This window comes from Saccharomonospora glauca K62, from assembly GCF_000243395.2.
GTDB lineage: Bacteria > Actinomycetota > Actinomycetes > Mycobacteriales > Pseudonocardiaceae > Saccharomonospora > Saccharomonospora glauca.
On the sequence record NZ_CM001484.1, the window covers coordinates 1,115,878 to 1,139,077 of the forward strand.

Annotated in this window: 20 protein-coding genes and 1 pseudogene; 8 read left to right on the forward strand and 13 right to left on the reverse strand. The window is 69.8% G+C overall.

Annotation, left to right across the window (positions count from 1 at the left end):
- The first annotated feature begins 25 nt into the window (after window positions 1-25).
- Together dnaE and SACGLDRAFT_RS05365 are read left to right on the forward strand one after the other, a co-directional pair.
- Window positions 26-3,595, forward strand: a complete 3,570-nt coding sequence (gene dnaE / locus SACGLDRAFT_RS05360; protein WP_005462445.1) for a DNA polymerase III subunit alpha — start codon at window positions 26-28, stop codon at window positions 3,593-3,595.
- Between the two features lie 25 nt (window positions 3,596-3,620).
- Complete coding sequence (locus SACGLDRAFT_RS05365; RefSeq protein WP_005462447.1) at window positions 3,621-5,078, forward strand: MFS transporter; 1,458 nt, start codon at window positions 3,621-3,623, stop codon at window positions 5,076-5,078.
- A 215-nt stretch (window positions 5,079-5,293) separates the two neighbouring features.
- On the opposite strand, the gene SACGLDRAFT_RS05370 is transcribed toward SACGLDRAFT_RS05365, so the two are convergent.
- From SACGLDRAFT_RS05370 to SACGLDRAFT_RS05380, 3 genes are all read right to left on the reverse strand, one after another.
- Window positions 5,294-5,947, reverse strand: coding sequence for a DedA family protein (locus SACGLDRAFT_RS05370; protein WP_005462448.1), 654 nt, complete (start codon window positions 5,945-5,947; stop codon window positions 5,294-5,296).
- A gap of 145 nt (window positions 5,948-6,092) precedes the next feature.
- Window positions 6,093-7,100 (reverse strand): lipoyl synthase, encoded by a 1,008-nt coding sequence (gene lipA / locus SACGLDRAFT_RS05375; RefSeq protein ID WP_005462449.1) that lies wholly within the window; start codon window positions 7,098-7,100, stop codon window positions 6,093-6,095.
- 97 nt (window positions 7,101-7,197) lie between these two features.
- Entirely contained in the window at window positions 7,198-7,746 is a 549-nt protein-coding gene (locus SACGLDRAFT_RS05380) for a hypothetical protein (RefSeq protein WP_005462450.1), read from the reverse strand.
- A gap of 139 nt (window positions 7,747-7,885) precedes the next feature.
- Here SACGLDRAFT_RS05380 and SACGLDRAFT_RS05385 point away from each other — a divergent pair, with 139 nt between their 5' ends.
- Together SACGLDRAFT_RS05385 and SACGLDRAFT_RS05390 are read left to right on the forward strand one after the other, a co-directional pair.
- On the forward strand, window positions 7,886-8,515 hold the full coding sequence (locus SACGLDRAFT_RS05385; protein ID WP_005462451.1) for a TetR/AcrR family transcriptional regulator: 630 nt from the start codon (window positions 7,886-7,888) through the stop codon (window positions 8,513-8,515).
- Window positions 8,516-8,535: 20 nt separating this feature from the next.
- Window positions 8,536-9,471 carry an LLM class F420-dependent oxidoreductase gene (locus SACGLDRAFT_RS05390; RefSeq protein ID WP_005462452.1) on the forward strand — a complete coding sequence of 312 codons (936 nt, stop codon included), beginning with the start codon at window positions 8,536-8,538 and terminating at the stop codon, window positions 9,469-9,471.
- Between the two features lie 9 nt (window positions 9,472-9,480).
- Here the strand turns inward: SACGLDRAFT_RS05390 and lipB are convergent, their stop codons facing one another.
- The 5 genes from lipB to lpdA all read right to left on the reverse strand — a co-directional run bounded on the left by lipB (window position 9,481) and on the right by lpdA (window position 14,757).
- Entirely contained in the window at window positions 9,481-10,230 is a 750-nt protein-coding gene (gene lipB / locus SACGLDRAFT_RS05395; RefSeq protein WP_005462453.1) for a lipoyl(octanoyl) transferase LipB, read from the reverse strand.
- A gap of 16 nt (window positions 10,231-10,246) precedes the next feature.
- The gene (locus SACGLDRAFT_RS05400; RefSeq protein ID WP_005462454.1) at window positions 10,247-10,945 is read right to left on the reverse strand and encodes a phosphatase PAP2 family protein; all 699 of its coding nucleotides are present in this window, start codon (window positions 10,943-10,945) and stop codon (window positions 10,247-10,249) included.
- Window positions 10,942-11,823: a TIGR01777 family oxidoreductase gene (locus SACGLDRAFT_RS05405; protein WP_005462455.1), complete on the reverse strand. Its 882-nt coding sequence runs from the start codon at window positions 11,821-11,823 to the stop codon at window positions 10,942-10,944. Before SACGLDRAFT_RS05405 ends, SACGLDRAFT_RS05400 begins: the two co-directional genes overlap by 4 nt.
- A gap of 77 nt (window positions 11,824-11,900) precedes the next feature.
- Window positions 11,901-13,295 carry a 2-oxoglutarate dehydrogenase, E2 component, dihydrolipoamide succinyltransferase gene (gene sucB, locus SACGLDRAFT_RS05410; RefSeq protein WP_005462457.1) on the reverse strand — a complete coding sequence of 465 codons (1,395 nt, stop codon included), beginning with the start codon at window positions 13,293-13,295 and terminating at the stop codon, window positions 11,901-11,903.
- Between the two features lie 88 nt (window positions 13,296-13,383).
- On the reverse strand, window positions 13,384-14,757 hold the full coding sequence (gene lpdA / locus SACGLDRAFT_RS05415) for a dihydrolipoyl dehydrogenase (RefSeq protein WP_005462459.1): 1,374 nt from the start codon (window positions 14,755-14,757) through the stop codon (window positions 13,384-13,386).
- A 210-nt stretch (window positions 14,758-14,967) separates the two neighbouring features.
- On the opposite strand from lpdA, the gene SACGLDRAFT_RS05420 reads away from it, so the two are divergent.
- Window positions 14,968-15,348 (forward strand): hypothetical protein, encoded by a 381-nt coding sequence (locus SACGLDRAFT_RS05420; protein WP_005462460.1) that lies wholly within the window; start codon window positions 14,968-14,970, stop codon window positions 15,346-15,348.
- Between the two features lie 25 nt (window positions 15,349-15,373).
- Here the strand turns inward: SACGLDRAFT_RS05420 and SACGLDRAFT_RS05425 are convergent, their stop codons facing one another.
- Complete coding sequence (locus SACGLDRAFT_RS05425) at window positions 15,374-16,369, reverse strand: SMI1/KNR4 family protein (protein WP_005462461.1); 996 nt, start codon at window positions 16,367-16,369, stop codon at window positions 15,374-15,376.
- A gap of 22 nt (window positions 16,370-16,391) precedes the next feature.
- Complete coding sequence (locus tag SACGLDRAFT_RS05430) at window positions 16,392-17,888, reverse strand: leucyl aminopeptidase (protein ID WP_005462462.1); 1,497 nt, start codon at window positions 17,886-17,888, stop codon at window positions 16,392-16,394.
- Window positions 17,889-18,012: 124 nt separating this feature from the next.
- On the opposite strand from SACGLDRAFT_RS05430, the gene SACGLDRAFT_RS05435 reads away from it, so the two are divergent.
- Window positions 18,013-18,936, forward strand: coding sequence for a hypothetical protein (locus SACGLDRAFT_RS05435; RefSeq protein ID WP_005462463.1), 924 nt, complete (start codon window positions 18,013-18,015; stop codon window positions 18,934-18,936).
- On the opposite strand, the gene SACGLDRAFT_RS05440 is transcribed toward SACGLDRAFT_RS05435, so the two are convergent.
- Entirely contained in the window at window positions 18,895-19,212 is a 318-nt protein-coding gene (locus SACGLDRAFT_RS05440) for a hypothetical protein (protein ID WP_040918602.1), read from the reverse strand. The genes SACGLDRAFT_RS05435 and SACGLDRAFT_RS05440 overlap by 42 nt on opposite strands.
- Window positions 19,213-19,274: 62 nt before the next feature.
- Between SACGLDRAFT_RS05440 and SACGLDRAFT_RS05445 the strand changes: the two genes are divergently transcribed.
- Window positions 19,275-20,378, forward strand: coding sequence for a branched-chain amino acid aminotransferase (locus SACGLDRAFT_RS05445; protein WP_040919616.1), 1,104 nt, complete (start codon window positions 19,275-19,277; stop codon window positions 20,376-20,378).
- A 96-nt stretch (window positions 20,379-20,474) separates the two neighbouring features.
- Here the strand turns inward: SACGLDRAFT_RS05445 and SACGLDRAFT_RS05450 are convergent, their stop codons facing one another.
- On the reverse strand, window positions 20,475-21,467 hold the full coding sequence (locus tag SACGLDRAFT_RS05450; RefSeq protein WP_005462469.1) for a nicotinate-nucleotide--dimethylbenzimidazole phosphoribosyltransferase: 993 nt from the start codon (window positions 21,465-21,467) through the stop codon (window positions 20,475-20,477).
- A gap of 97 nt (window positions 21,468-21,564) precedes the next feature.
- Here SACGLDRAFT_RS05450 and SACGLDRAFT_RS05455 point away from each other — a divergent pair, with 97 nt between their 5' ends.
- On the forward strand, window positions 21,565-22,284 hold the full coding sequence (locus SACGLDRAFT_RS05455; protein ID WP_005462472.1) for an IspD/TarI family cytidylyltransferase: 720 nt from the start codon (window positions 21,565-21,567) through the stop codon (window positions 22,282-22,284).
- 46 nt (window positions 22,285-22,330) lie between these two features.
- Here SACGLDRAFT_RS05455 and SACGLDRAFT_RS05460 read toward each other — a convergent pair.
- A pseudogene (locus SACGLDRAFT_RS05460) lies at window positions 22,331-23,182 on the reverse strand (aldo/keto reductase family protein); the annotation flags it as partial.
- Window positions 23,183-23,200 lie beyond the last annotated feature (18 nt).

Consider the following 23,200-nt stretch of genomic DNA (forward strand, 5'->3'; position numbering starts at 1 on the left):
GGGTGTCTTCGGAGGTTTTGCGCCGGTGTCGAACGATTCCTTCGTCCACCTGCACGTCCACACCGAGTACTCGATGCTCGACGGTGCGGCGAAGATAGCTCCGCTTTTCGCCGAGGCGGCCCGGTTGGAGATGCCCGCGGTAGGCATGACCGACCACGGCAACATGTACGGCGCCGACGAGTTCTACCAGCAGGCGAAGAAGGCCGGCATCAAGCCGATCATCGGCATCGAGGCCTACGTCGCGCCGGAGAGCCGTTTCCACAAGAAGCCGGTGTTCTGGGGGCACACGGGCCAGCGAGGCGCCGACGAGTTCGGTGAGGGCGGCGACGTCTCCGGTGGCGGTGCCTACACGCACATGACGATGTTGGCGGAGAACGCCACGGGCCTGCGGAACCTGTTCAAGCTCTCCTCTCTGGCGAGCATGGAGGGCTACTACCGCAAGCCCCGGATGGACCGCGAGCTGATCGCGGAGAACGCCGAGGGGATCATCGCCACCACCGGCTGCCCGTCCGGCGAGGTGCAGACGCGCCTGCGGTTGGGGCAGTGGGACGAGGCGATTCGGGCCGCGTCCGACTACCGCGACATCTTCGGCCCGGACAACTTCTTCCTGGAGTTGATGGACCACGGCCTGCCCATCGAGCGCTCGGTGCGCGAGGGGCTGCTGGAGATCGGTCGGAAGCTGAACCTGCGGCCGTTGGCGACCAACGACTCCCACTACGTCACCAAGGAGCAGGCCGAGTCGCACGCGGCGCTGCTGTGCGTGCAGTCCGGCAAGACGCTGTCCGACCCGAACCGCTTCAAGTTCGACGGCGACGGCTACTACCTGAAGTCCGCCGCCGAGATGCGCGAGTACTGGGACACCGAGGTGCCCGGCGCCGCGGACAACACGCTGCTGATCGCCGAGCGCGTGCAGTCCTACGCCGAGGTCTACGCCCACAAGGACCGGATGCCGGTCTTCGAGGTGCCGGAGGGCCACACCCAGGAGTCGTGGCTCCAGCACGAGGTGATGGAAGGCCTCAAGTGGCGGTTCCCCGACGGCATTCCCGACGGGTACGTCGAGCGGGCCGAGATGGAGCTCGGCGTGATCGCCCAGAAGGGTTTCCCGGCGTACTTCCTCGTGGTCGCCGACCTGTGCAACTACGCCCGGAGCGTGGGTATCCGGGTGGGCCCCGGCCGTGGTTCGGCCGCGGGCGCGCTGGTGGCGTACGCGCTCGGTATCACCAACCTCGACCCGATCCCGCTGGGCCTGCTGTTCGAGCGGTTCCTCAACCCCGAGCGCATGTCGATGCCCGACATCGACATCGACTTCGACGACCGCAGGCGCGGCGAGATGATCCGGTACGCGACCGAGAAGTACGGGGCCGACAAGGTCGCGCAGGTCATCACGTTCGGCACCATTAAGACCAAGGCCGCCATCAAGGACGCGGCGCGCGTGCACTTCGGGCAGCCGGGGTACGCCATCGCCGACAAGATCTCCAAGGCGCTCCCGCCGCCGATCATGGCGAAGGACATCCCGCTGTCGGGCATCGTCGACCCCGAGCACGAGCGGTACCCGGAGGCGGCCGAGGTTCGGGCTCTCATCGAGAACGACCCCGAGGTCAAGACGATCTTCGACACCGCCCGCGGTCTCGAAGGCCTGATCCGCAACGCGGGTGTGCACGCGTGCGCGGTCATCATGTCCAGCGAGCCGCTGATGGACGCCATCCCGCTGTGGCAGCGGGACGACGGCGCCATCATCACCGGGTGGGACTACCCGTCGTGTGAAGCCATCGGCCTGTTGAAGATGGACTTCCTCGGCCTGCGCAACCTCACCGTCATCGGCGACGCGATCGACAACATCAGGGTCAACCGCGGGGTCGAGATCAACCTCGACACCCTCGGGGTGGACGACCCGGAGACGTACAAGCTGCTCGGTCGCGGCGACACGCTCGGGGTGTTCCAGCTCGACGGTGGTGCCATGCGGGACCTGCTGCGTCGCATGCAGCCCACCGAGTTCGCCGACATCGCCGCGGTCAACGCGCTGTACCGGCCCGGTCCGATGGCGATGAACACGCACAACAACTACGCCGACCGCAAGAACGGCCGGCAGCAGGTCACGCCGATCCACCCGGAGCTGGAGGAGCCGCTGGCGGACATCCTCTCCGAGACCTACGGCCTGATCGTCTACCAAGAGCAGATCATGCAGATCGCGCAGCGGGTCGCCGGCTACTCGATGGGCCGAGCCGACGTGTTGCGCCGGGCGATGGGCAAGAAGAAGAAGGAGGTCCTCGAGAAGGAGTTCGAGGGCTTCGAGGCCGGTATGAAGGCGAACGGGTTCTCGCAGGAGGCCATCCGGGCGCTGTGGGACACCATCCTCCCGTTCGCCGGGTACGCGTTCAACAAGTCGCACGCCGCGGGCTACGCGCTCGTCGGGTACTGGACCGCCTACCTCAAGGCCAACTACACCGCCGAGTACATGGCGGCGTTGCTCACCTCGGTCGGTGACAACAAGGACAAGTCCGCGGTCTACCTCTCGGAGTGCCGCAGGCTGGGTGTCCGGGTGCTCCCGCCGGACGTCAACGAGTCCGACCGGCGCTTCGCGGCCGTTGGGAACGACATCCGCTTCGGGCTCGGGGCCATCCGCAACGTGGGCTCCAACGTCGTGGAGTCGATCATCAGCACCCGCGAGAAGAAGGGGAAGTACTCCTCCTTCACCGACTTCCTGGACAAGTCCGAGCTCGTGGTGTGCAACAAGCGGGTCATCGAGTCGCTGATCAAGGCCGGTGCCTTCGACTCGCTCGGCGCCACCCGGTTGTCGATGATGCGGGTGCACGAGGACGCCGTCGACGCCGTCGTGCCGCTCAAACGGCAGGAGGCGATGGGGCAGTTCGACCTGTTCGGCACCGGCGGGGACGACGGGGCCGCCCCGAGCACGGCGTCGTCGCCGCTGGCGCACCTGAAGTTCGACGACGAGGAGTACCCGCGCAAGCAGAAGCTCGCCTACGAGCGGGAGATGCTCGGTCTCTACGTGTCGGCGCACCCGCTCGACGGCGCCGAGCGCATCCTGCGCAAGCACGCCAAGCGACCCATCGCGGCGATCCTGGCCGATCCCCCGAAGGAGGGTGAGATCGAGATCGCGGGGCTCATCACCTCGATGGAACGCCGGGTGAACAAGAAGGGCGAGCCCTGGGCCATCTGCACGGTCGAGGACATGGACGCCTCGCTGGAGGTGTTGTTCTTCCCGAAGTCCTACGCCCTGTTCGCCGCCGACCTGGTGGAGGACAACGCGGTCGTCGTCAAGGGACGCGTCAACTGGCGTGAGGACAAGATGTCGGTCTTCGCGGCCGGGCTGGTGCCGCTCGACCTCAGCGACGTCGCGCTCGGCGACGAGGAACCGCCGCTGATGCTGCTGGCCTCGGCCGAGAAGCTCACCAAGAGCGTGGTGACCGAGCTCAAGCAGACGTTGCAGGCACACCGGGGTGACACCCCGGTGCGGCTCAAGCTGATCGGCAACTCGTCGGAGACGGTCTTCGCCCTCTACGACTATCCCGTGACGGTCAGCTCGATGTTGATGGGCGAACTCAAGGGCATTCCGGGCATCGCGGCGAGCACGTGAGGGCCGCGCTTCCTACGGTGGAGGAGTGAGCCCGGAGACCGCCGAACCCGATCCGCGACGCTGGCGCGCGCTCGCCGTCACGTTGACCGCGGGGTTCATGTCGTTGCTCGACGTCAGCATCGTGAACGTCGCGTTGCCCTCCATCCAACGAGGACTCGGGGCCTCCACCGCGGGCGTGCAGTGGGTCGTGTCGGGTTACGCGTTGGCGTTCGGCCTCGTGCTGGTGTCGGGCGGTCGGCTCGGTGACGCGCTGGGCAGGCGGCGCATGTTCCTCATCGCGCTGTCGGCGTTCGTTCTGACGAGCGCGCTGGCGGGGGCCGCGGTCAACGAGTCGATGCTCGTGATCGCGCGGTTGTTGCAGGGCATGGCCGCCGGCATGCTCACCCCGCAGAACAGCGGGCTCATCCAGGAACTGTTCAGCGGCGCCGAGCGCGGGCGGGCGTTCGGCGCGTTCGGGACGACGGTCTCGTTGTCGACAGCGGTCGGGCCGGTGCTCGGTGGGGTGATCATCGCGCTGTTCGGCGCCGAGAGCGGGTGGCGCTGGGTGTTCTTCGTCAACGTCCCCATCGGGGTGCTGGCGTTCGTGCTGGCACTGCGGCTGCTGCCCAAGGCGCCGAAGCGGTCCGTCCCACTGAGGTCGCAGCTGGATTTCGTCGGCGTGGTCCTGCTGGGCGTCACCGTGCTCGGGGTGTTGTTCCCCCTCGTGCGGTCGGAGCAGGACGGCTGGGGAGTTCTGTGGTGGATGCCGCCGGTGGCCGTGGTGTTCGCCGTCGGGTTCGTGTGGTGGGAACGGCGGCTGGTGCGGCGTGGTGGTTCGCCGTTGCTGGACGTCCGGCTCTTCACCGCGACCCCCGGATACGCGACGGGGGCCACGATCGGCACGGTGTACTTCGCGGGCTTCGCCGGGATCTGGCTGGTCTTCGCGTTGTTCTTCCAACAGGGCCTCGGGTACACGCCGTTGGAATCGGGCCTGGTGGTGACTCCGTTCGCCCTCGGGGCGGCCGTGTCGGCGCTGCTGGCGGGCAGGCTGGTCGCGCGGCTGGGCAGGGTGTTGACGTTGACCGGGTTGTGTCTGGTGGCGGTGGGGCTCGGGGCCGTTGGGGTGATAGCCCCGCTGGTCAGCCCTCACGTGACCGGATTCGCGGTGGTGTTCCCGCTCCTGGTCGCCGGGTTCGGGGGTGGCATGGTGATCTCGCCGAACACCACGTTGACGTTGGAGCGTGTGCCCACGCGCATGGCCGGGGTCGCCGGGGGAGCGTTGCAGACCGGGCAACGCATCGGCAGCGCGATCGGCATCGCGCTGTTGGCTTCCGTGTTCCACGTCGGCATCGACTCGGCGGGCGGGTACCCCACGGGACTGCGGTGGGCGATGCTGAGCGCGGTGGCGATCGTCCTCGTCGCACTCGTGCTGGCGGTGCTCGACCTACGCAGGCGACCTCACCGGACTCCCCAGCCGAAAACGCGGACAGTACGGGTTTCTTAGCCCATTCGAGTGACTAGTGTGCTGCGCGAGGCAACTCAACTGGCGTTGAGTCATCGAATCGGTGATTCTTGTGCCTACCTTCGGCGAGACGTCTGCTCGCACGACCGGCTCGGCGACCGCGGGGGATCGATCGGGACGGCTTCGAAGGGCTCAGGTTCGGGCGGGTCCCGGGTGGAAGGGGACGGGGCCCGCCCGAACGCATGTCGAAGGACTTCCTAGTGCTGGTCGTCCGTGGACTGCTGGGACACGGAAGTGAGCGCCGCGGCGGCCTTCTTCTTCTTGTAACGGATGAGGAAGAACAGGCCGATCGCGGCGAGCACGCCCACCACGATCATGCCGCCGGTGCTGAGGAGGTCCTCGACGCGGCGGGCGGCCTCTCCCAGCGCCGCGCCCAGGCTGACGTGCAGCGTGGACCAGCAGAGGGCGCCGGAGACGACGGCGGGCAGGAACTTGCGATACGGCAGCCCCGAGGTTCCCGCGGCGGCGGGCGTGAGGGTGCGTACCACCGGCAGAAAGCGCGCGAAGAACACCGCCCACGCGCCCCGGCGCTGGAGGATGCCGGTGGCCTTGTCCCACGCGTCGGTGCCGTAGCGCTGGATCAGCTTGGTGTCCCTCAGCCGGGTCCCGTACCGGCGACCGATGGCATAACCGATCGAGTCGCCGATACCGGCGCAGACCGTGACCACCAGGACGAGCACGATGAACCGGGGTGCGGTGTTGGCCGTCGTGGCGGCGATGAGCAGACCGGATTCGCCCGGTGCGATGAAGCCCAGGCCGATGGTGCACTCAAGGAGGACCAGCAGTCCCGTCGCTCCGACGAGCGCCGGCTGCGGCAGGCTCTGCAGCCAGTTGAGTACATCGGTTACCACGAGTCATCCCCCTGAAGGTCGCTTTGTCGTCGGAGCTGGGTCGGACGAACGAGTGTCGTTGAGTACGACGACAGTAGCGACGTTCCGGTTCATCGGCTCCAGGGGATTTCCCTGATTTCCTTCTCGGTCCGCTCGTCGCCCCGCGTCAGCCCATGCGGGCGAGGACGCTGCTGGCCTCCTGCGCGGCGGGAGCCGCCTCGGCGAGGTGCTGGAGGTTCTCGGGCAGCGGCTCGCCCCGGTGTGCCTTCGTCTGGGCGAACAGCTTGCCCGCGCGGTACGACGACCGCACCAGCGGGCCCGCCATGACCCCGGCGAAGCCGAGGGCTTCCGCCGTCTTCGTGTGCTCCACGAACTCCTCGGGCTTCACCCAGCGATCCACGGGGTGGTGCCGCACCGAGGGGCGCAGGTACTGCGTGATGGTGAGGATCTCGCAGCCGGCCTCCAGCAGGTCGCGCATCGCGGGCTCGACCTCCTCCGGGGTCTCGCCCATGCCGAGGATCAGGTTCGACTTGGTGACCAGACCGGCCTCACGGGCGCGGCGGATCACCTCCAGGGACCGCTCGTAGCGGAAGCCGGGCCTGATGCGCCGGAAGATGCGCGGCACCGTCTCGATGTTGTGGGCCAGGACCTCGGGGGCCGAGGAGAACACCTCGGCGAGCTGGTCGTCGTCGGCGTTGAAGTCGGGAATGAGCAGTTCGACACCCGTTCCCGGGTTCAGCGCGTGGATCTGCCGGACCGTCTCGGCGTACAACCAGGCCCCGCCGTCGGGCAGGTCGTCACGGGCGACGCCGGTCACGGTGGAGTAGCGCAGGCCCATCGCCCTGACGCTCTCGGCGACCCGGCGCGGCTCGTCGCGGTCGAGCTCCGCGGGCTTTCCGGTGTCGATCTGACAGAAATCACACCGCCGCGTGCACTGGTCACCTCCGATGAGGAAGGTGGCCTCGCGGTCTTCCCAGCACTCGTAGATATTGGGACACCCGGCCTCCTCGCACACGGTGTGCAGGCCCTCGCGCCGGACCAGCCCCTTGAGATCGGTGTACTCGGGGCCCATGCGGGCGCGGGTCTTGATCCACGACGGCTTCTTCTCGATCGGCGTCTGGCTGTTGCGGACCTCAAGCCGCAGCAGCTTCCGACCCTCCGGCACCACAGTCACGGCCCCAGCCTACGCCCCGATCGGAAGGAAACTCGACCGTGCGGGACCGGGGTGATCCGGGTCAATCGAAGTGGCCCCACCGGGGCGGACGCGGCGCTCAGGCCGTGGGCGCGAGACGACGCAACCAGTGGCCGAGGAGGTTCACTCCGCGTGCCCGGACGGGGGTGTCCCGGTACCGCAGGAGCGCCACGAGTGTGGCGCCGACGTCGGTCACCTCGTCCTCCGGTTCGTGTGGTTCGGCCAGCCCCGAGGTCACCGCCAGGAGGCGCAGTTCCGCCTCGCGGGCTCGGCGCAGGGCGGGGAAGCGTTCGCTGTTCGCGCTCAGCACCGTGTCCAGCTCCGGGTGGTTCCTGACGGCCCTTCGCCACGCTCGCGACACGGCGTCGACGTGGTCGTGGTGCTCGTCGCTCTCGCCGCCGGGCACGGTGCTCGCGTCCTCGGGGCCCGCCACCTCGGCGCGTAGATGGCCGGTGAGGATCTGCTGCCAGCGATGCTGCAGGGCGAGCAGCAGGTCCTCCTCGGTGTCGAAGAACTCTCGGGCCCCCTCGATCCGGTCGAACGGTATCCGGGCCTCCTTGTCGCGCATGGCCGCGGCCAGTGCCTTGTCCATGATGTCGCGGCGGCGGTGGAAGTCGCTCCAGCCCATCGGCCTCGACACCCCCTTTCGGTCCGATCTCGCCTGCCGTCGTACCGTAGGTCTGCTTCATACCACCGGTATGTCCAATGATCACCATACCATCGGTATGTGATCGAACCGAGCGCGTAAGGTCGTGAGGGTGACGACAGTGAGGTCAAAAGAGCCGGTGACACCGGCCAGGTCACGAAGGGACGACTACGCGGAAGCCACGCGCAGCGCGCTGGTCGACAGCGCCGTCGCGCTGTTCACCGAGCGCGGCTACGCCGGGACGTCGCTCGACGAGATCGCCCGACGCGCCCGAGTGACGAAAGGCGCGCTCTACCACCACTTCAACGGCAAGCAAGCGATCTTCGAATCGACCTTCGACGCGGTGGAGACCGACGTCAAGGGAAGGCTGGAGAAGATCCTGAACTCGGACCGGCCGCCGTGGGAGCGTGCGCTCGCCGGACTTCGGGAGTTCATCTCCATCTGTCTCGACCCGGCCTACCAGCGGATCGCGTTGCACGAGGCCCCCGTGGTGATGGGCTGGAAGCGATGGCGCGCGGCCGAGGACCGCTACAGTCTCGGCCTGATCAAAGCCGCCTTGCAGGACCTCATCGACGCGGGCGACGTGGTGGACGTGCCCGTGGACATCACGTCCCGGCTGTTGTTCGGCGCGCTGTCCAGCGCCGCCACCGAGATCGCGAGCTCCACCGAACCCGAACGGGTGGGAGCCGAGGTGGAACAGGTCATCGTCGCGCTCCTCCAACAGGTGAGGGACGGCTCGCCCCGTTCCTGACCCCAGTTACGCTCGACCGCGTGGAACTCAGGATCTTCACGGAACCCCAGCAGGGCGCGTCGTACGACGACCTCCTCCGCGTGGCCAAGGCCAGCGAGGACGCCGGTTTCGGCGCGTTCTTCCGCTCGGACCACTACCTCAAGATGGGGTCGGTCAGCGGCCTTCCCGGCCCGACCGATGCCTGGATCACCCTTGCCGGGCTGGCGAGGGAGACCTCCCGCATCCGGCTGGGCACGCTGGTGACGGCGGCGACGTTCCGGCACCCGTCCGTGCTGGCCATCTCGGTCGCCCAGGTGGACCAGATGTCCGGCGGTCGTATCGAGTTCGGACTCGGTTCCGGGTGGTACGTCGACGAGCACACCGCGTACGGGATCGACCTGCCTCCGACGCGTGAGCTGTTCGACCGCTACAGCGAGCAGCTCGCGATCATCACCGGTCTGTGGGAGACGCCCGAAGGGCAGACGTTCTGCTTCGACGGCGAGCACTACACGCTCAAGAACGCACCCGGCCTGCCCAAGCCCGCGCAGCGTCCGCGTCCGCCGGTGATCCTCGGCGGCACGGGCAAGAAGCGGACCCCCGAACTCGCGGCGCGCTACGCCGACGAGTTCAACGTGCCATTCAACGACATCGAGACCGCCGCCGCCCAGTACGAGCGGGTGGACGCCGCCGCGGAGGCCATGGGCCGAAAGCGCGGCGACATCATCCGGTCGGCGGCGCTGGTGGTGGCCGTCGGCAAGAACGACGCCGAAGTGTCCCGCAGGGCCGACGCCATCGGCCGCGAGGTCGAGGAGCTCAAGACCAACGGCGTCGCGGGCAGCGTGTCGGAAGCCGTCGACAAGATCGGTCGGTGGCGCGAGCGCACGGGCATCACGCGCCTGTACCTGCAGGTGCTGGACCTGTCCGACCTCGACCACCTCGACCTGATCGCGTCGGAGATCATGCCGCAGGTGTCCTGAGCGGCGAGGTCAGGACTGCTGCAAGGCGAAGGTGACCCCGGCGGCCTCTGGTTGCTCCGGTCGGGGCAGCCAGCGGTCGTCGGTCACCGGCAGCTGCCCCTCCAGGGCGGCGAGCACGGCGTCGCGGACGATCGGCAGCGCTTCCTTCACGGTCACGTCGCGGCCCAGCTCCGCCGTCAGTGACGTGGTGCCCGCGTCCCGGATACCGCACGGCACGATGCGGTCGAACGCCGTGAGGTCCGGGTTGCAGTTGAGTTCGAAACCGTGCATGGTGACGCCCCGCTGCACGCGGATGCCGATGGCGGCGATCTTGCGTTCGGGGCGGGTGTCGTCGGCGGGCACCCACACACCGCTACGGCCGTCGACCCGGCCGGTGTACAGGCCGAACGCCTCGCACACGGAGATCAGCGCCTGTTCGATGCGTCGCACGTAGTGGACGACGTCGATGGGGTCGCAGAGCTTGACGATCGGATACCCGACGAGCTGACCCGGCCCGTGCCACGTGATGCGGCCACCGCGATCGACGTCGATCACGGGAGTACCGTCGGTGGGTCGGTCCTCGGGTTGGGTGCGCTTGCCCGCGGTGTAGACCGACGGGTGTTCGAGCAGCAGCATCGTGTCGGGGCCCTCGCCGTCGGCGCGGGCGGTGGCCAGCTCGCGTTGGAGGTCCCAGGCTTCGAGGTAGTCGATGGTGCCGATGTCGCGGACGTCGACGGGGTCGGTGGACGCGCGGCAGGAACGGGTCGCTTTCTGACTCACGGCGTCGAGGCTACCCCTACGGCCGCCCCGGCTCGTCCCTCGCCGTCCGCGTGCCGTGGCCGCACACGGGCGACAGGCGCAACGCCGGTGTGACGAGCAGCCCGACCCCCACGACGGCGAGGATCGCCCCGAGCGTGTCGGTGAGCCAGTGAACCCCCAGTGCCACCCGCGCCGCGCAGGTCAACAGCGTCGCCGCCACCGCGATCACGCGAACGGTCGAGACCGCCTTCGGCGCGAGCCACAGGCACAGCACCACCGCGGCGAAACCCGTGCTCGCCACCGAGGCCACGTGTCCGCTCGGGTAGCTGAAGTCGCCGTAGTCCCGAGGACGCTCGCGGTCGAAGACGGGCTTGGCCACGAGACTGGTGAGACGGCAGGCACCCAACAGCACCAGGACCCGAAAGCTCACCCCGGCCCGCCGGTCGTCGCGGCGCCACAGGAGGAACGTCGCCGCGATCAGCCCCACACCCAGCAGGATCGGCAGCGGCGGACCGAGAACGGCGCTGACCGCGTCGGCGACCGTGCCGAGAGCGCCCCGCCACCGGGTACCCACGGCGTCCCGCACCGCCGTGTCCGGGGCCACGGGGGTCTCACGGACCACGATCCCGAGGCCGACGAACGCCGTGAGAAGCAGCGTCCCGAGGAAGTACTGGATGCGCACGACACCGTGATTTCCGAGTCGGGCCGCCCGGACGCCGGGTGGCCGCACCGTCACGACGCGGACAGCGCCCGGTCGAGGTCGGTGAACACGTACGGGTAGCCGCATCGGGTGAGGACACCGGGCACCGCGCGCGGACCCGCCAGCAGCATCTCGTCGGCGGCCTCGCCGAACAGCACCCGCAACGGCGGGGCGGGTATCCGCCACGGTGTCGGACGGCGTACGGCTCGGCCCACGACCTTCGTGAACTCGGCGTTGGTCAGCGGACGGGGGACGGTGACGTTCACGGGACCGCTCACCTCGGGGTTGTCGAGGCAGAACACGATCGCCCCGACGACGTCGGGCAGGCTGATCCACGGCAGGTACTGGTCCCCGTCACCGAGCACCGCTCCCAGACCGAGGCGGAACACCGGACGAGCCAGCCGCAACAGGCCGCCCCGCCACGTGAGCACCGGAGCGATGCGCGGCAGCACGACCCGGCTACCCGAGTTCACCGCCGGCGCGCAGGCCGCCTCCCACTCGGTGCACAGTCGCGCCAGGAACCCCTCACCGGCGGGGGCCGACTCGTCCACCTCGCGGGCGCCCGTGTCGCCGTAGAAGCTGATGCCCGAGGCGTTGATCAACACCGGGACCCGGTGTTCGGCGACGGCCTCCGCCAGCACCTCGGTGGGTTCGAGCCGCGAATCGCGCAACACCTGCTTGCGTGCCGCGCTCCACCGCCCCGACGCCAGCGGGGCGCCGCACAGGTTCACGACGGCGTCGACACCGTCGAACGCGCCCTCGTCGATCAAGCCGGACGGTGGGTCCCACCGGCGCTCGTCCTCGGCCGACGGGGCACGCCGGACCAACCGCACGACGTCGTGCCCCCGTTCCCGCAACCGGGAACAAAGGGCGGAACCGATCAGCCCGCTGGAGCCGGCCACGAGAACCCGCATGAACACACCTTATGTCGCAAACGTCACGGGGGCGTCCACCGAGTCGGCGGACGCCCCCGTGTACGTGAACCCGAGGATCAGAGCCCCAGCTCGTCCTCGAAGTTGCCCTCCTCAAGACGCTGCTTGATCGTCGTGAGGAAACGTCCCGCGTCGGCACCGTCGACGAGACGGTGGTCGTAGGTCAGCGGGAGGTAGGCCATCGAGCGAATCGCGATGGTGTCGTTGCCGTCGGAGTCGGTGACCACGACCGGCCGCCGCACGACCGCGCCCGTACCGAGGATGCCCGCCTGCGGCTGCACGATGATCGGCGTGTCGAACAGCGCACCGTTGCTGCCGATGTTGGTGATCGTGAACGTGCCGCCGGTGAGCTCGTCCGGAGTCACCTTGTTGCTGCGGGCCCGCGCGGCCAGGTCCGCGATCCGGTGCGCCAGGCCCGCCAGGCTCAGCTCACCCGCGTCGTGGATAACCACCGACAGCAGACCGCGCTCGGTGTCGACGGCGACGCCGAGGTTGATCGAGCCGTGGTAGGTGATCTCCTTCGTCTCCTCGTTGTAGGAGGCGTTGATGTTCGGGTGCTGCTTCAGGGCCTCGACCGTGGCCTTGGCGAAGAACGGCAGGAACGTCAGGTTGACGCCCTCGCGCTCGCGGAACGCCGCCTTGGCGCGCTGCCGCAGCTGCGCGACCTTGGTGACGTCCACCTCGTGCACCTGCGTGAGCTGGGCCGAGACCTGCAGCGACTCCTTGGTCTTGATCGCGGTGATCTGGCGGATGCGGTTGGCCTTCTGCACCGTGCCGCGCAGCGCGGCCTTCTCCGCGTCCGACACCGGGGCCGGGGCGCTGGGACGGGCCGGCTGAGCCGCCGGAGCGGGCTGCTGCGGGGCGGGGGCCGCCGCCTGCTTCTGCTTGGCCTCGGCCGCGGCCAGCACGTCCTGCTTGCGGATCCGGCCGCCGACCCCGCTGCCCTTGATCGTGCTCAGGTCGATGCCGTGCTCGGCGGCGAGCTTGCGCACCAACGGCGTGACGTACGGGGTGCTCGCACCGTCGCGCTTGGGCTCCGCGGCGGGCTCGGCCGCCTGCGGAGCCGGAGCGGGGGCCTGCGGCGCGGGCGCGGGAGCCTGCGGAGCCGGGGCACTCGACTGCTGCGGCGCGGGCGCGGGCTCCGGTTCCGGCGCGGGCGCCGGGGCGGCCTGCGGTTCCGGCTGCGGGGCGGGAGCCTGCGGAGCCGGAGCGGCGTCGGCGGACCCGATGACGGCCAACTGCCCGCCGACCTCCACGGTCTCGTCCTCGGCGACGTTGATCTCCAGGACGGTGCCCGCGACGGGCGAGGGCACCTCGGTGTCGACCTTGTCGGTGGAGATCTCAAGCAGTGGCTCGTCGACCTCGACCCTGTCACCCTCCTGCTTCAGCCACCGGGTGACGGTGCCCTCAGTGACGCTCTCACCGAGCTCCGGCAGTGTGACGGAGTACGCCATCGTTTGCTGACTCCCTTGTGTGTGCTGGGTGTGGTCCGAGTTGCTGCGTCGGCTGTGCCGACTGCTGCTGCCGGTCGGGCAGCAGATGTCAGCCGTGCACGTGCAGCGGCTTGCCCGCCAGGGCGAGGTGCGCTTCGCCGAGAGCTTCGGTCTGGGTGGGGTGGGCGTGGATCAGCGGCGCCACGTCCTCCGGGAAGGCCTCCCAGTTGTAGATGAGCTGAGCCTCGCCGATCAGCTCGCCGACGCGGTCCCCGACCAAGTGCAGACCGACGACGGGGCCGTCGGGGGCCTTGATGAGCTTCACCGCACCGGACGTCTTGAGGATCTGGCTCTTCCCGTTGCCCGCCAGATCATAGGTGAACGTGGTGATGTCCGGACCGTACTTCTCCCTGGCCTGGGCCTCGGTGAGGCCCACCGAGGCGACCTCGGGGTGCGAGTACGTGACTCGGGGGATGCCGGACTCGTCGATCGGCTTCGGGGCAAGGCCCGCGATCTCCTCCGCGACGAAGATGCCCTGCTGGAAACCGCGGTGGGCCAGCTGGAGGCCCGGCACGATGTCACCGACGGCGTAGACGTTGGGCAGGTTGGTGCGCAACCGCTCGTCGGTGACCACGAAGCCGCGCTCCATCCGAAGGCCCGCCTCGTCGTAGCCGTGGCCCGCGGTGTTCGGGCCCCGGCCCACGGCGACCAGCAGCACGTCGGCCTCGAGGGTCTCGCCGGATTCCAGGGACACGGTGACGCCGTTTTCGTCCTGCTTCGCGCCCGTGAACTTCACGCCGGTCTTGAAGGCGATCTTGCGGCGGCGGAAGGCCCGTTCGAGCTGCTTGGAGGAGAACTCGTCCTCGGCGGGCACCAGCCGGGGCAGCGCCTCGACGATGGTGACCTCGGTGCCGAAGGAGGCCCACACGCTGGCGAACTCGACACCGATCACGCCACCGCCGAGCACGACGGCCTTCTTCGGTACGAAATCGAGCTTCAGCGCGTCGTCGCTGGTGATGATGCGCCCACCGAGTTCGAGACCGGGCAGCGTCTTGGAGTACGAGCCCGTGGCCAGCACCAGGTTCTTGCCGGTGTAGCGCGTGCCCTCGACGTCGACGGTGGTGCCGCCGACGAACGTGCCCGTGCCCTCCACGTAGTTGACCTTGTTGGCCTTCGCCAGGCCCTGCAGCCCCTTGTACAGCCGCGTGATCACCGAGTCCTTGTACTTGTGGACAGCGGCGATGTCGACGCCCTCGAACGTGGTCTTCACACCGAACTGCTCGCCGTCCCGCGCCGAGTCGGCGACCTCTGCCGCGTGGAGCAGGGCCTTGGTCGGGATGCAGCCTCGATGCAGACAGGTGCCGCCCAGCTTGTCCTTCTCGATGAGCGTGACGGAAAGACCCAGTTCGGCCGCGCGGAACGCCGCGGCGTAACCACCGGATCCGCCACCAAGGATCACCAGGTCGGCTTCAACGTCGGTCACTTCTCACTCCTCGGCAGGCAGTGTCGTACGTCGTCGTAGAGGTCGCTACGGCAGTCGGGTAGGCCGTGCGCACGGGCGCTGGCGGCGCTCATGACACCTCATCTTGTCACTTCGCTCGAACGGCGTGCGACCTAGTGCGGTTGTGATCCCATTGGCAGCGTTGCGTGATCGGGATAATGCAGGGTGCGAGGTGGAAGGAGTGTGGTCTCCGTGGGCCTGTTCGACGCTTTACGTCGTCGTAAGGGAAAAGGCGCGCCGAAGCGAGGGAAACCCGGCACCCTGCGCGGTGTGAGCCCCGCGGACCTCGACCACCTCGATCGATGGGCGGCCACCCATCGCGGAGTGGAGGCCTACGTCGAGCCGCGCACCACGGTGACCGATACCACCGTGGTGTTGGTCGCGCACGACGGTGAGTGGACGCGGCGGCGGATCGGCAGCCTGGAAACCGCTCAGAAATTCGGCCGGAAGCGCTCGATCCCGGTCTACGAGGTCGCCAAGACGGGTTATCCCAAACGGATGCGGCAGTACACGGAGCGTCAGCGGTTGCTGAGGAAGAAGGCTCAGCGGGAACGCGACACCAAGCCCGATTAGGTCCGGTTCGGGAAATCTCGGGAAGCTACAGCGACGCCTCCAGCAACCGGCGGTGCTGTTCGAGCACGGCCCGGATGTCACGGTGGACGCTGAGCCCGAACACGGGATCCTCCTCCAGCACCTCGGCTGTCGCGGGTCGCAGCCGCAGGACGGGAGGATCGGAGATCACCACGGTGCCGTCGGGCCCGGCGGGCGGGGAGAGCTCGGCGACGTGGAGCAGTCGTGGGAAGACCACGTCGGCGGGCAGCCCGTCGCACGTGGCCAAAAACGTCCGGTAGCTCTCCGGCAGGGCGATGCCGAGCCTGTGTTCCGCCTCGGCCACCTCGTCGGCGGACGCGGGCGGTGGCGCGGTGTCCGACCCGCCGCGCAGCAGCAGGATCTCGTCGATCAGCTCGGCCCACGACGATTCCGCCGCGTCCCTCGGGTACCGGGTGTGCAGGGCCGCGATCAGCGCGTCGGCGTACTCCTCGGCCCATCCGGCCGGAACGGTGAGCGCACCTCCGACCAGCAACCGGGCGAGCGGGCGGCAGCCGGCGAGCGTGGCCACGTCGGGGTCGGGGACGTCGCGGGCGAGGTGTCCCCACTCATCGATGGCGGCACGCGCCTCGGTGAGGTTTCCGGCTTCGGCATGGGCCCAGGCTCGTTCGGCCAGCCCGGCGAGAGCCGACTCGACTCCCGCGCGGCCGCGCGACCGCGCCAGGTGAGCGCGGTGGGCGTTCTCCTCGGCGTCGAGGTCGAGAGGGGAGAACTCGCCGGCCCACTCCGGAAGCTCCGCGCGCACCGACAGTGTCATCGCCCAGGCCCGCGCCGTCACCGGGTCGGGAGCCAACCGGGTGACCGGCCTGCCCGTGACACGGCGCCACTGCCGGACCAGCCGGTCGCCCGAGGCCACGGCACCCACACACGCCGACAGCAGCGCCGCGCGACCGACCTCGGCGTCCACCGCGTCGTCGGCCGCCGTGAGCACGACGCGCACGGCGGCCTCGACGAAGTCCCCGGACGGGGTGGACAGCGGTTCCACTCGGGCCGGTCGACTCGCTCGGTCAGCCGTTGGCGGCGATGTCGGCCAGCACCGCGGCGATGGTGCGAACCGGCACGCCCGTACCGCCCTTGGGGGTGTAGCCCCACGGGGAACCGTCCAGGTAGGCCGGGCCCGCGATGTCGATGTGCGCCCACGGCACGTCGTCCGCGACGAACTCCCGCAGGAAGACACCCGCGGCGAGCATGCCGCCCCACCGCTGGCCGGTGACGTTCGCGATGTCCGCGATCTTGGAGTCGAGCCCGGAGCGCAGCTCCTCCGGCAGCGGCATCGGCCAGCCGTTCTCGCCCGTGGCCTGCGAGATCTCCGCGACGCGGTCGCGGAACTCGTCCGAGCCCATGACCCCGGCCGTACGCTCGCCGAGTGCCACGACCTGCGCACCGGTCAACGTGGACGTCTCGATGAGATAGTCGGGCCCTTCCTCGCACGCCCGCGTGATGGCGTCGGCCAGGATCAGGCGACCCTCGGCGTCGGTGTTGAGCACCTCCACCGTCTTGCCGCCGTACATGGTGAGCACGTCACCGGGGCGGTACGCGGTGCCCGAGGGCATGTTCTCCGCCAGCGGGATGTGGGCCACGACCTCCAGCGGGTACTTGAGCTTCGCCGCCAGCACCACCGACGCGAGCACGGCGGCGGCGCCCGCCATGTCCGAGGTCATCTTGTCCATGCCCGCCGGGGGCTTCAGCGAGATACCGCCGGTGTCGAATGTGATGCCCTTGCCCACGAGCGCCACCTTCTTCTTCGCCTTCGCACCGCGATAGGCGACGCGCAGCAGCCGCGGCGGACGCGACGAGCCGCCCCCGACCCCGAGGATGCCGCCGAAGCCCTTGCGCTTCAGGGCCTTCTCGTCGAGGACCTCGAACTCCAGTCCGCCCTCGTTCGCCAGTTCCTTGGCGCGTTCGGCGAAGGACGCGGGGAACAGGTCGTTCGGCGGCGTGTTGACCAGGTCGCGGGCGATGGTGACCGCCTCGGCGATGGCCGTGGCCGCCTTCAACGTCGCCCGGTGCGCGCGCGTGGTGCCCTCGGACGGCGCGGCGACCTCGACGTGGGCGGGCGGGGTGTCGCCGGGCTCCGACTTGTACGCCGTGAACGTGTAGGCCCCGAGCACGGTGCCCTCGACAGCGGCCTGCAGGTCCAGCTCGGAGAGGGTGGTCAACACCCGCTTACGACCGGTCAGGGCGCGACCCGAGGCGCCGGCGGCCCGCCGGACCCGCTCCGGGGTCACGTCCTCGGCCTTGCCGAGCCCCACCGCCAGCACGAGCCCGGCGGCCACCCGGCCCAGCGTCGGGACCTTCACGATCTCCTCGCTCTTGCCCGTGGCGCCCAGCGTGGCGAGGACCTCGGTCAGCGTGCCGTCGAATGCGGAGTCCACGGCCTCGGCACCGGCTGCCAACTCCACCCCGTCGGCCCCCTGCACCGTGCCCACCACGACGACCTCGGCGCGGGTCTTGGCCAACGCTTCCTCGGAGTTCTCGGACAGGGACAGCTTCGGCACGCTCACGTCAGGCTCCTTCAGCGTCAGAACATGCGGGCGGCGCCTCCCGGTCGGGGCGACGCGCCCACCCGTCGATCTCACCCGCCATGCTATTGGCGACACCGGTACTCACGTGGAGGTAGGTCGCACGATGGCACTCGCCGCGGGACTGTTCACCGTCCTCGCCGTGGCCGCCTCGTCGGCCGGTTGGTGGGTTCTCGCCGCGTTGCCGCTGGCCGGTGTCCTCGCGTGGGCCGCGGGAGCGCCGAGCGTGCCTCGGGGCCGGGCCGGGGCCGTGTTGACCACGGCCCGGCAGTGGTGTCTGCTCGTGTTGTGCGCCACCGTCCCCGCGGCGTATCTCGTGCCGGGCGCGACCTCGGTGAGTGCGGTGAACGTCGGTTACGCGGTCGTGGCGCTCGCCGTGCCCCTCGTCGCCTCCGTTGCCGACGCGCTCGGGGCGAGCCTGCCCGAGCGCATGCCCCGCTGGGCCGTGGCGGTGGGACTCGGGCTCGCCGCCGCGTTCGCGGCCGTGTGCGTGGCGATCGCGCCCGCGACCCCGACGTGGACGTCGGCCGAGCCGCCGAGTGCGTTCGGCCCGCTCGTGGCCGTCGTGCTGGTGCTGCCCCTGTTCTCCGACCTCCGCGCGGCGCGCCTCGTGGCCGGGGTGATGACCTCGTCGGTGGTGCTGGCCGCGGCCCTCCACCAGGTCGGGCCGATCCGGTTCGGGCTGTCCCCGACGTCTCTGCGGGACGTGCTCGTCGCCGCCGACGCCTCGGCGCTCGTCACGATGCTCGTCGTGATCGCCGTGGTCGTCGGAGGTCTCGGTGCGTTGCGGTACGTGGGCCGTCTCAGGAAGACGGGGGAGCGGATCACCGGACGGACGGGCTGGAGCGGGCTCGCCGTGGGCGCCGTCGCGGCGGCCTGTGTCGCGGCGGCCGTGCTCGGCCCGGTGCTCGCCGCCCAGCTGGCCGGGGTGGTGACACTGGCCGACGTGGCACACCGGCTCGTCCGGCGGGACCGGGGGGAACGGACCTCAGGCCGCCATCCCGGCGGCGAGGAAGAACATCAGGAATGAGCCGACGGTGAGGGCTATCAGCGCCCCGGCCGACAGGTCGCGGGGCAGCATCCTGCCGTAGCGCTCCTTCCACCACACGAGCCCGAAGATCACCCCCACGATGCCGAGGAGGACGCCGAATCCCCCGGCCATGATGAAGCCGATCAGGACGACCATGCCGCTCGCGAAGGTGAGCAGCGCGGCGGCGAAGAACGCCTTCGCGTCCGAGGCGGCGCCTGCGGAGACGCTGTTGTAGTCGGGGCTGTGCTCGGGCGAGGGCTGCGGCTGTGAGGTCACGCGAACATCGTAGAGCCGCGCGGGCACTGGTGTTGTGGCCGACGGAAGATATGCTGGCGGCCATGACGACCACGATCCCTTTCCGCCACAGTCCCAGTACCCGTCCGGCCTCGGCGGAGCGGGTAGCTGAGGTACTGGCGAAGCCGGGATTCGGGGTGCACTTCACCGACCACATGGTCACGGTGAAGTGGACGAAGGGCACGGGTTGGCACGACGCCGAGCTGCGGGCGTACGAGCCGGTGTCGCTCGACCCCGCTACCGCGGTGCTGCACTACGGCCAGGCGATCTTCGAGGGGCTCAAGGCCTACCGGCAGCCCGACGGCACGGTGAAGGCGTTCCGCCCCGACGTCAACGCCGCCCGGTTCCGCCGCTCGGCGCGCAGGCTGGCGATGCCGGAGCTGCCCGACGAGCTGTTCCTCGGCTCGATCCGGGAGCTGATCGCTGCGGACGAGCGGTGGGTGCCGACGCGCCGGGGCGACTCGCTCTACCTGCGGCCCTTCCTCATTGCGACGGAGGCCGGGCTCGGTGTCAACAGCCCGTCGTCCAGCTACCTGTACCTGCTCATCGCCTCTCCCGCGGGGTCGTACTTCGCGGGTGGCGTGAAGCCGGTGAGCGTCTGGCTGTCCACCGAGTACGTGCGGGCCGCTCCCGGCGGCACGGGCGAGGCCAAGTGCGCCGGTAACTACGCGGCGTCCTTCGTGGCGCAGGCGCAGGCGGTGGAGCAGGGTTGCGACCAGGTGGTGTGGCTCGACGCGAACGAACGCCGCTACGTCGAGGAGATGGGCGGCATGAACCTGTTCTTCGTGTTCGGCTCGGGTTCGGACGCCCGCGTGGTGACGCCCGAACTGAGCGGGTCGCTGCTGCCCGGCGTCACGCGCGACTCGCTGCTACGGCTCGCCTCGGACTTCGGCTACCGGGTGGAGGAGCGCCGGATCACCACCGACGAGTGGGAGAAGGCCGCGGGCTCCGGGGAACTCACCGAGGTGTTCGCGTGCGGTACGGCCGCCGTGATCACGCCGGTCGGCCGCGTCAAGCACGCCGGTGGAGAGTTCACGATCGGTGACGGCTCACCCGGCGAGATCACCATGAAGCTGCGCGAGGAACTCACCGGTATCCAGGAGGGCACCCGTCCCGACCCCCACGGGTGGATGGTCCCGCTGAACTGACGTTTCGAATCGAGGTCCGCCGTGCCGTGACGATCGCGGCGCGGCGGACCTCGACCCTATGAATTCTGGGTCTTCTGAATTCCGGCGCTCGGCGTTTCAGCGGCGTTCGCTCGACTCCTCGCCGGACGCCGAGCGCAGCCGGGCGGCCATCGAGAGCAACGGCAGCAGGGCGGCGGTTCCCGTGCCCGCTCCCTCCGCGATACCGAAATCCACCAGCGGCGTGAGCCCGAGGTGCTCCAGTGCCAGGGCGTGGGCCTGTTCGGTCGTCCGGTGCGTCGCCAGCCACCACGAGCACGCTCCGGGGGCGAGTTCCTCGGCGAGCATGGCCGCTGCGCACACGGTGAGCCCGTCGAGCAGCACCGGGGTGCGGCGCACGGCGGCCTGCGCGAGGAATCCGGTGAGGGCGGCGAGGTCGGCGCCGCCCACCGTGCGCAGCAGTTCCAACGGCTCGGTGACCACCGGCCGCGCCCTGCGCAGGGCGTCGCGGATGGCGGCGGCCTTGCGCATCCAGGCGTTGTCGTCGATGCCCGAACCGCGACCGACGACGGCGACGGGTTCGGTACCGGTGAGTGCCGCCACCACCGTCGCCGCCGGGGTGGTGGTCCCCACACCGAGTTCGGCCGGGACGAGCAGGTCGGCTCCCTCGTCCACCTCGGCGTCGGCGATGCGCATACCCACCCGAACGGCCCGCTCGGTCTCGTCGCTCGTCAGCGCGTCCTCGGAGTCGATGGACCCCGACCCACGGCGGATCTTGAACTCCCCGGTGTCGTCGTTGTCGACGGCGACGTCGACGACCCGCACTCCGCTACCGGTCTCGCCCGCGAGAATCCCGAGCGGAGTGCCTCCGTCGCGAAGTTCCGCGACGAGTTTCCGCGTGGCTTCGGGGGAGCGGGCGGACACGCCCTTGGCGGCGATGCCGTGATCCGCGGCGAACACCACGATCCGCGTGCGACGCGGAGGAGTCGGGGAGGTACGTCCCTGGCACGCGGCGAGCCAGTCGCCGAGCGTGTCGAGCGTGCCGAAGGGGCGACGGCTCCTCGTGCGCGGCAGGTCGTCGGGACGGGAAACCTCGGCGAACTCGATGGGCACGGTGCCTACCGTACCGGGGTGTGACGCACCGGACGACGGATGTCCGGCGCGGCACGGCCGTGTGGCCGGTGTGGAAGGTCGCTCTAGGATCGGGCGGGTGGGTGAGCGCGGAGCATCGGGTGCGGCCGGTGTCGTTCTGGCCAGTGGCGCGGGGACGCGTGTGGGAGCCGCGACCAACAAGGTCTATCTGCCCGTGGCGGGCCGCAGTGTCGTGTCGTGGTCGCTGAACGCCTTCGCACGGACTCCCGGCATCGCCACCCTGGTCCTGGTGACCAGGCCGGTGGACGCGGAATTCGTTGAGGACGTGCTGCGCCACGAGGTCGACGCCGAGGTCGAGGTCGTCCACGGTGGGCGGACGCGGCAGGAGTCCGAACTCGCCGCGTTGCGTCACCTCCGCGAGCGCATCGAGACGGGCGCGATCGACACGGTGCTGCTGCACGACGGGGCGCGCCCGCTGGTGAGCACCACCCTGATCGCCGAGGTGCTGCGGGTGGCACGGGAACACGGTGGTGCGCTACCGGGACTGCGCGCCGACGACATCGTGGCGCTCGCCGACGGTACGGGCGACGCGGTGACCACGCCGGGAACGGACACGTTGGTGCGGGCCCAGACCCCACAGGGTTTCCGCGCGGCTCCGCTGCTGGCCGCCTACGAGCGGGCCGAGGCCGAGGGGTTCGTCGGAACCGACACGGCTTCGTGCATGGAGCGGTTCTCCGAGCTTCCGGTGCGCTGGGTACCGGGGGAGGAACGCAACATCAAGGTCACCTATCCGCACGACCTGGTGATCGCCGGACGGGTGCTCGCCGAGGGGGCGTGAGCCGCCGGCGGGCGTCCACTCACGACCCCTCGGACGGATCCGGTCCTCAGAGGACCGGGCTCTTGGTCAGGCCGGGATCCCGCTCCACGACGTCGCCGAGCACCTCGTCGATGGCCCGCATGAGGTCGTCGTCGAGCTTGACCCCCGAGGCCTTCACGTTCTCCTGCACCTGCTCGGGACGCGAGGCGCCGATGATGGCCGAGGCGACGTTGTCGTTCTGGAGCACCCACGCCACCGCGAGCTGCGCCATGGTGAGTCCGGCCTGCTCCGCCAGCGGCTGCAGCTTCTGCACGCGCGTGAGCACCTCGTCGCGCAGGTAGCGCTGCACCATCTGCGCGCCGCCCTTCTCGTCGGTGGCGCGGGAACCGGCGGGCAGCGGCTGGCCCGGCTTGTACTTGCCCGTGAGCACGCCCTGCGCGATGGGCGACCACACGATCTGGCTCAGACCCTCACGTTCGCAGGTCGGGACGACCTGTTCCTCGATGACCCGCCACAGCATGTTGTACTGCGGCTGGTTGGAGATGAACGGGATCTTCAGCTCCCGCGCCAGCGCGGCACCCCGTGCGATCTGCTCGGCACTCCATTCCGAGACTCCGATGTAGAGCACCTTGCCCTGCCGCACCAGGTCGGCGAACGCCGTCATGGTCTCCTCGAGCGGCACCGTGTGGTCGAAGCGGTGGGCCTGGTACAGGTCGATGTAGTCGGTGCCGAGGCGCTTCAGCGAAGCGTGGGCCGACTCCATGATGTGCTTGCGGCCGAGGCCCTTGTCGTTCGGGCCCTTGGGGCCGGTGGGCCAGAAGACCTTGGTGAAGATCTCCAGGCTTTCCCTGCGCTGACCCGCCAGACCGCGTCCGAGCACGGACTCGGCCACGGTGTTCGCGTAGACGTCGGCGGTATCCGGGTTCTACTAGTGATG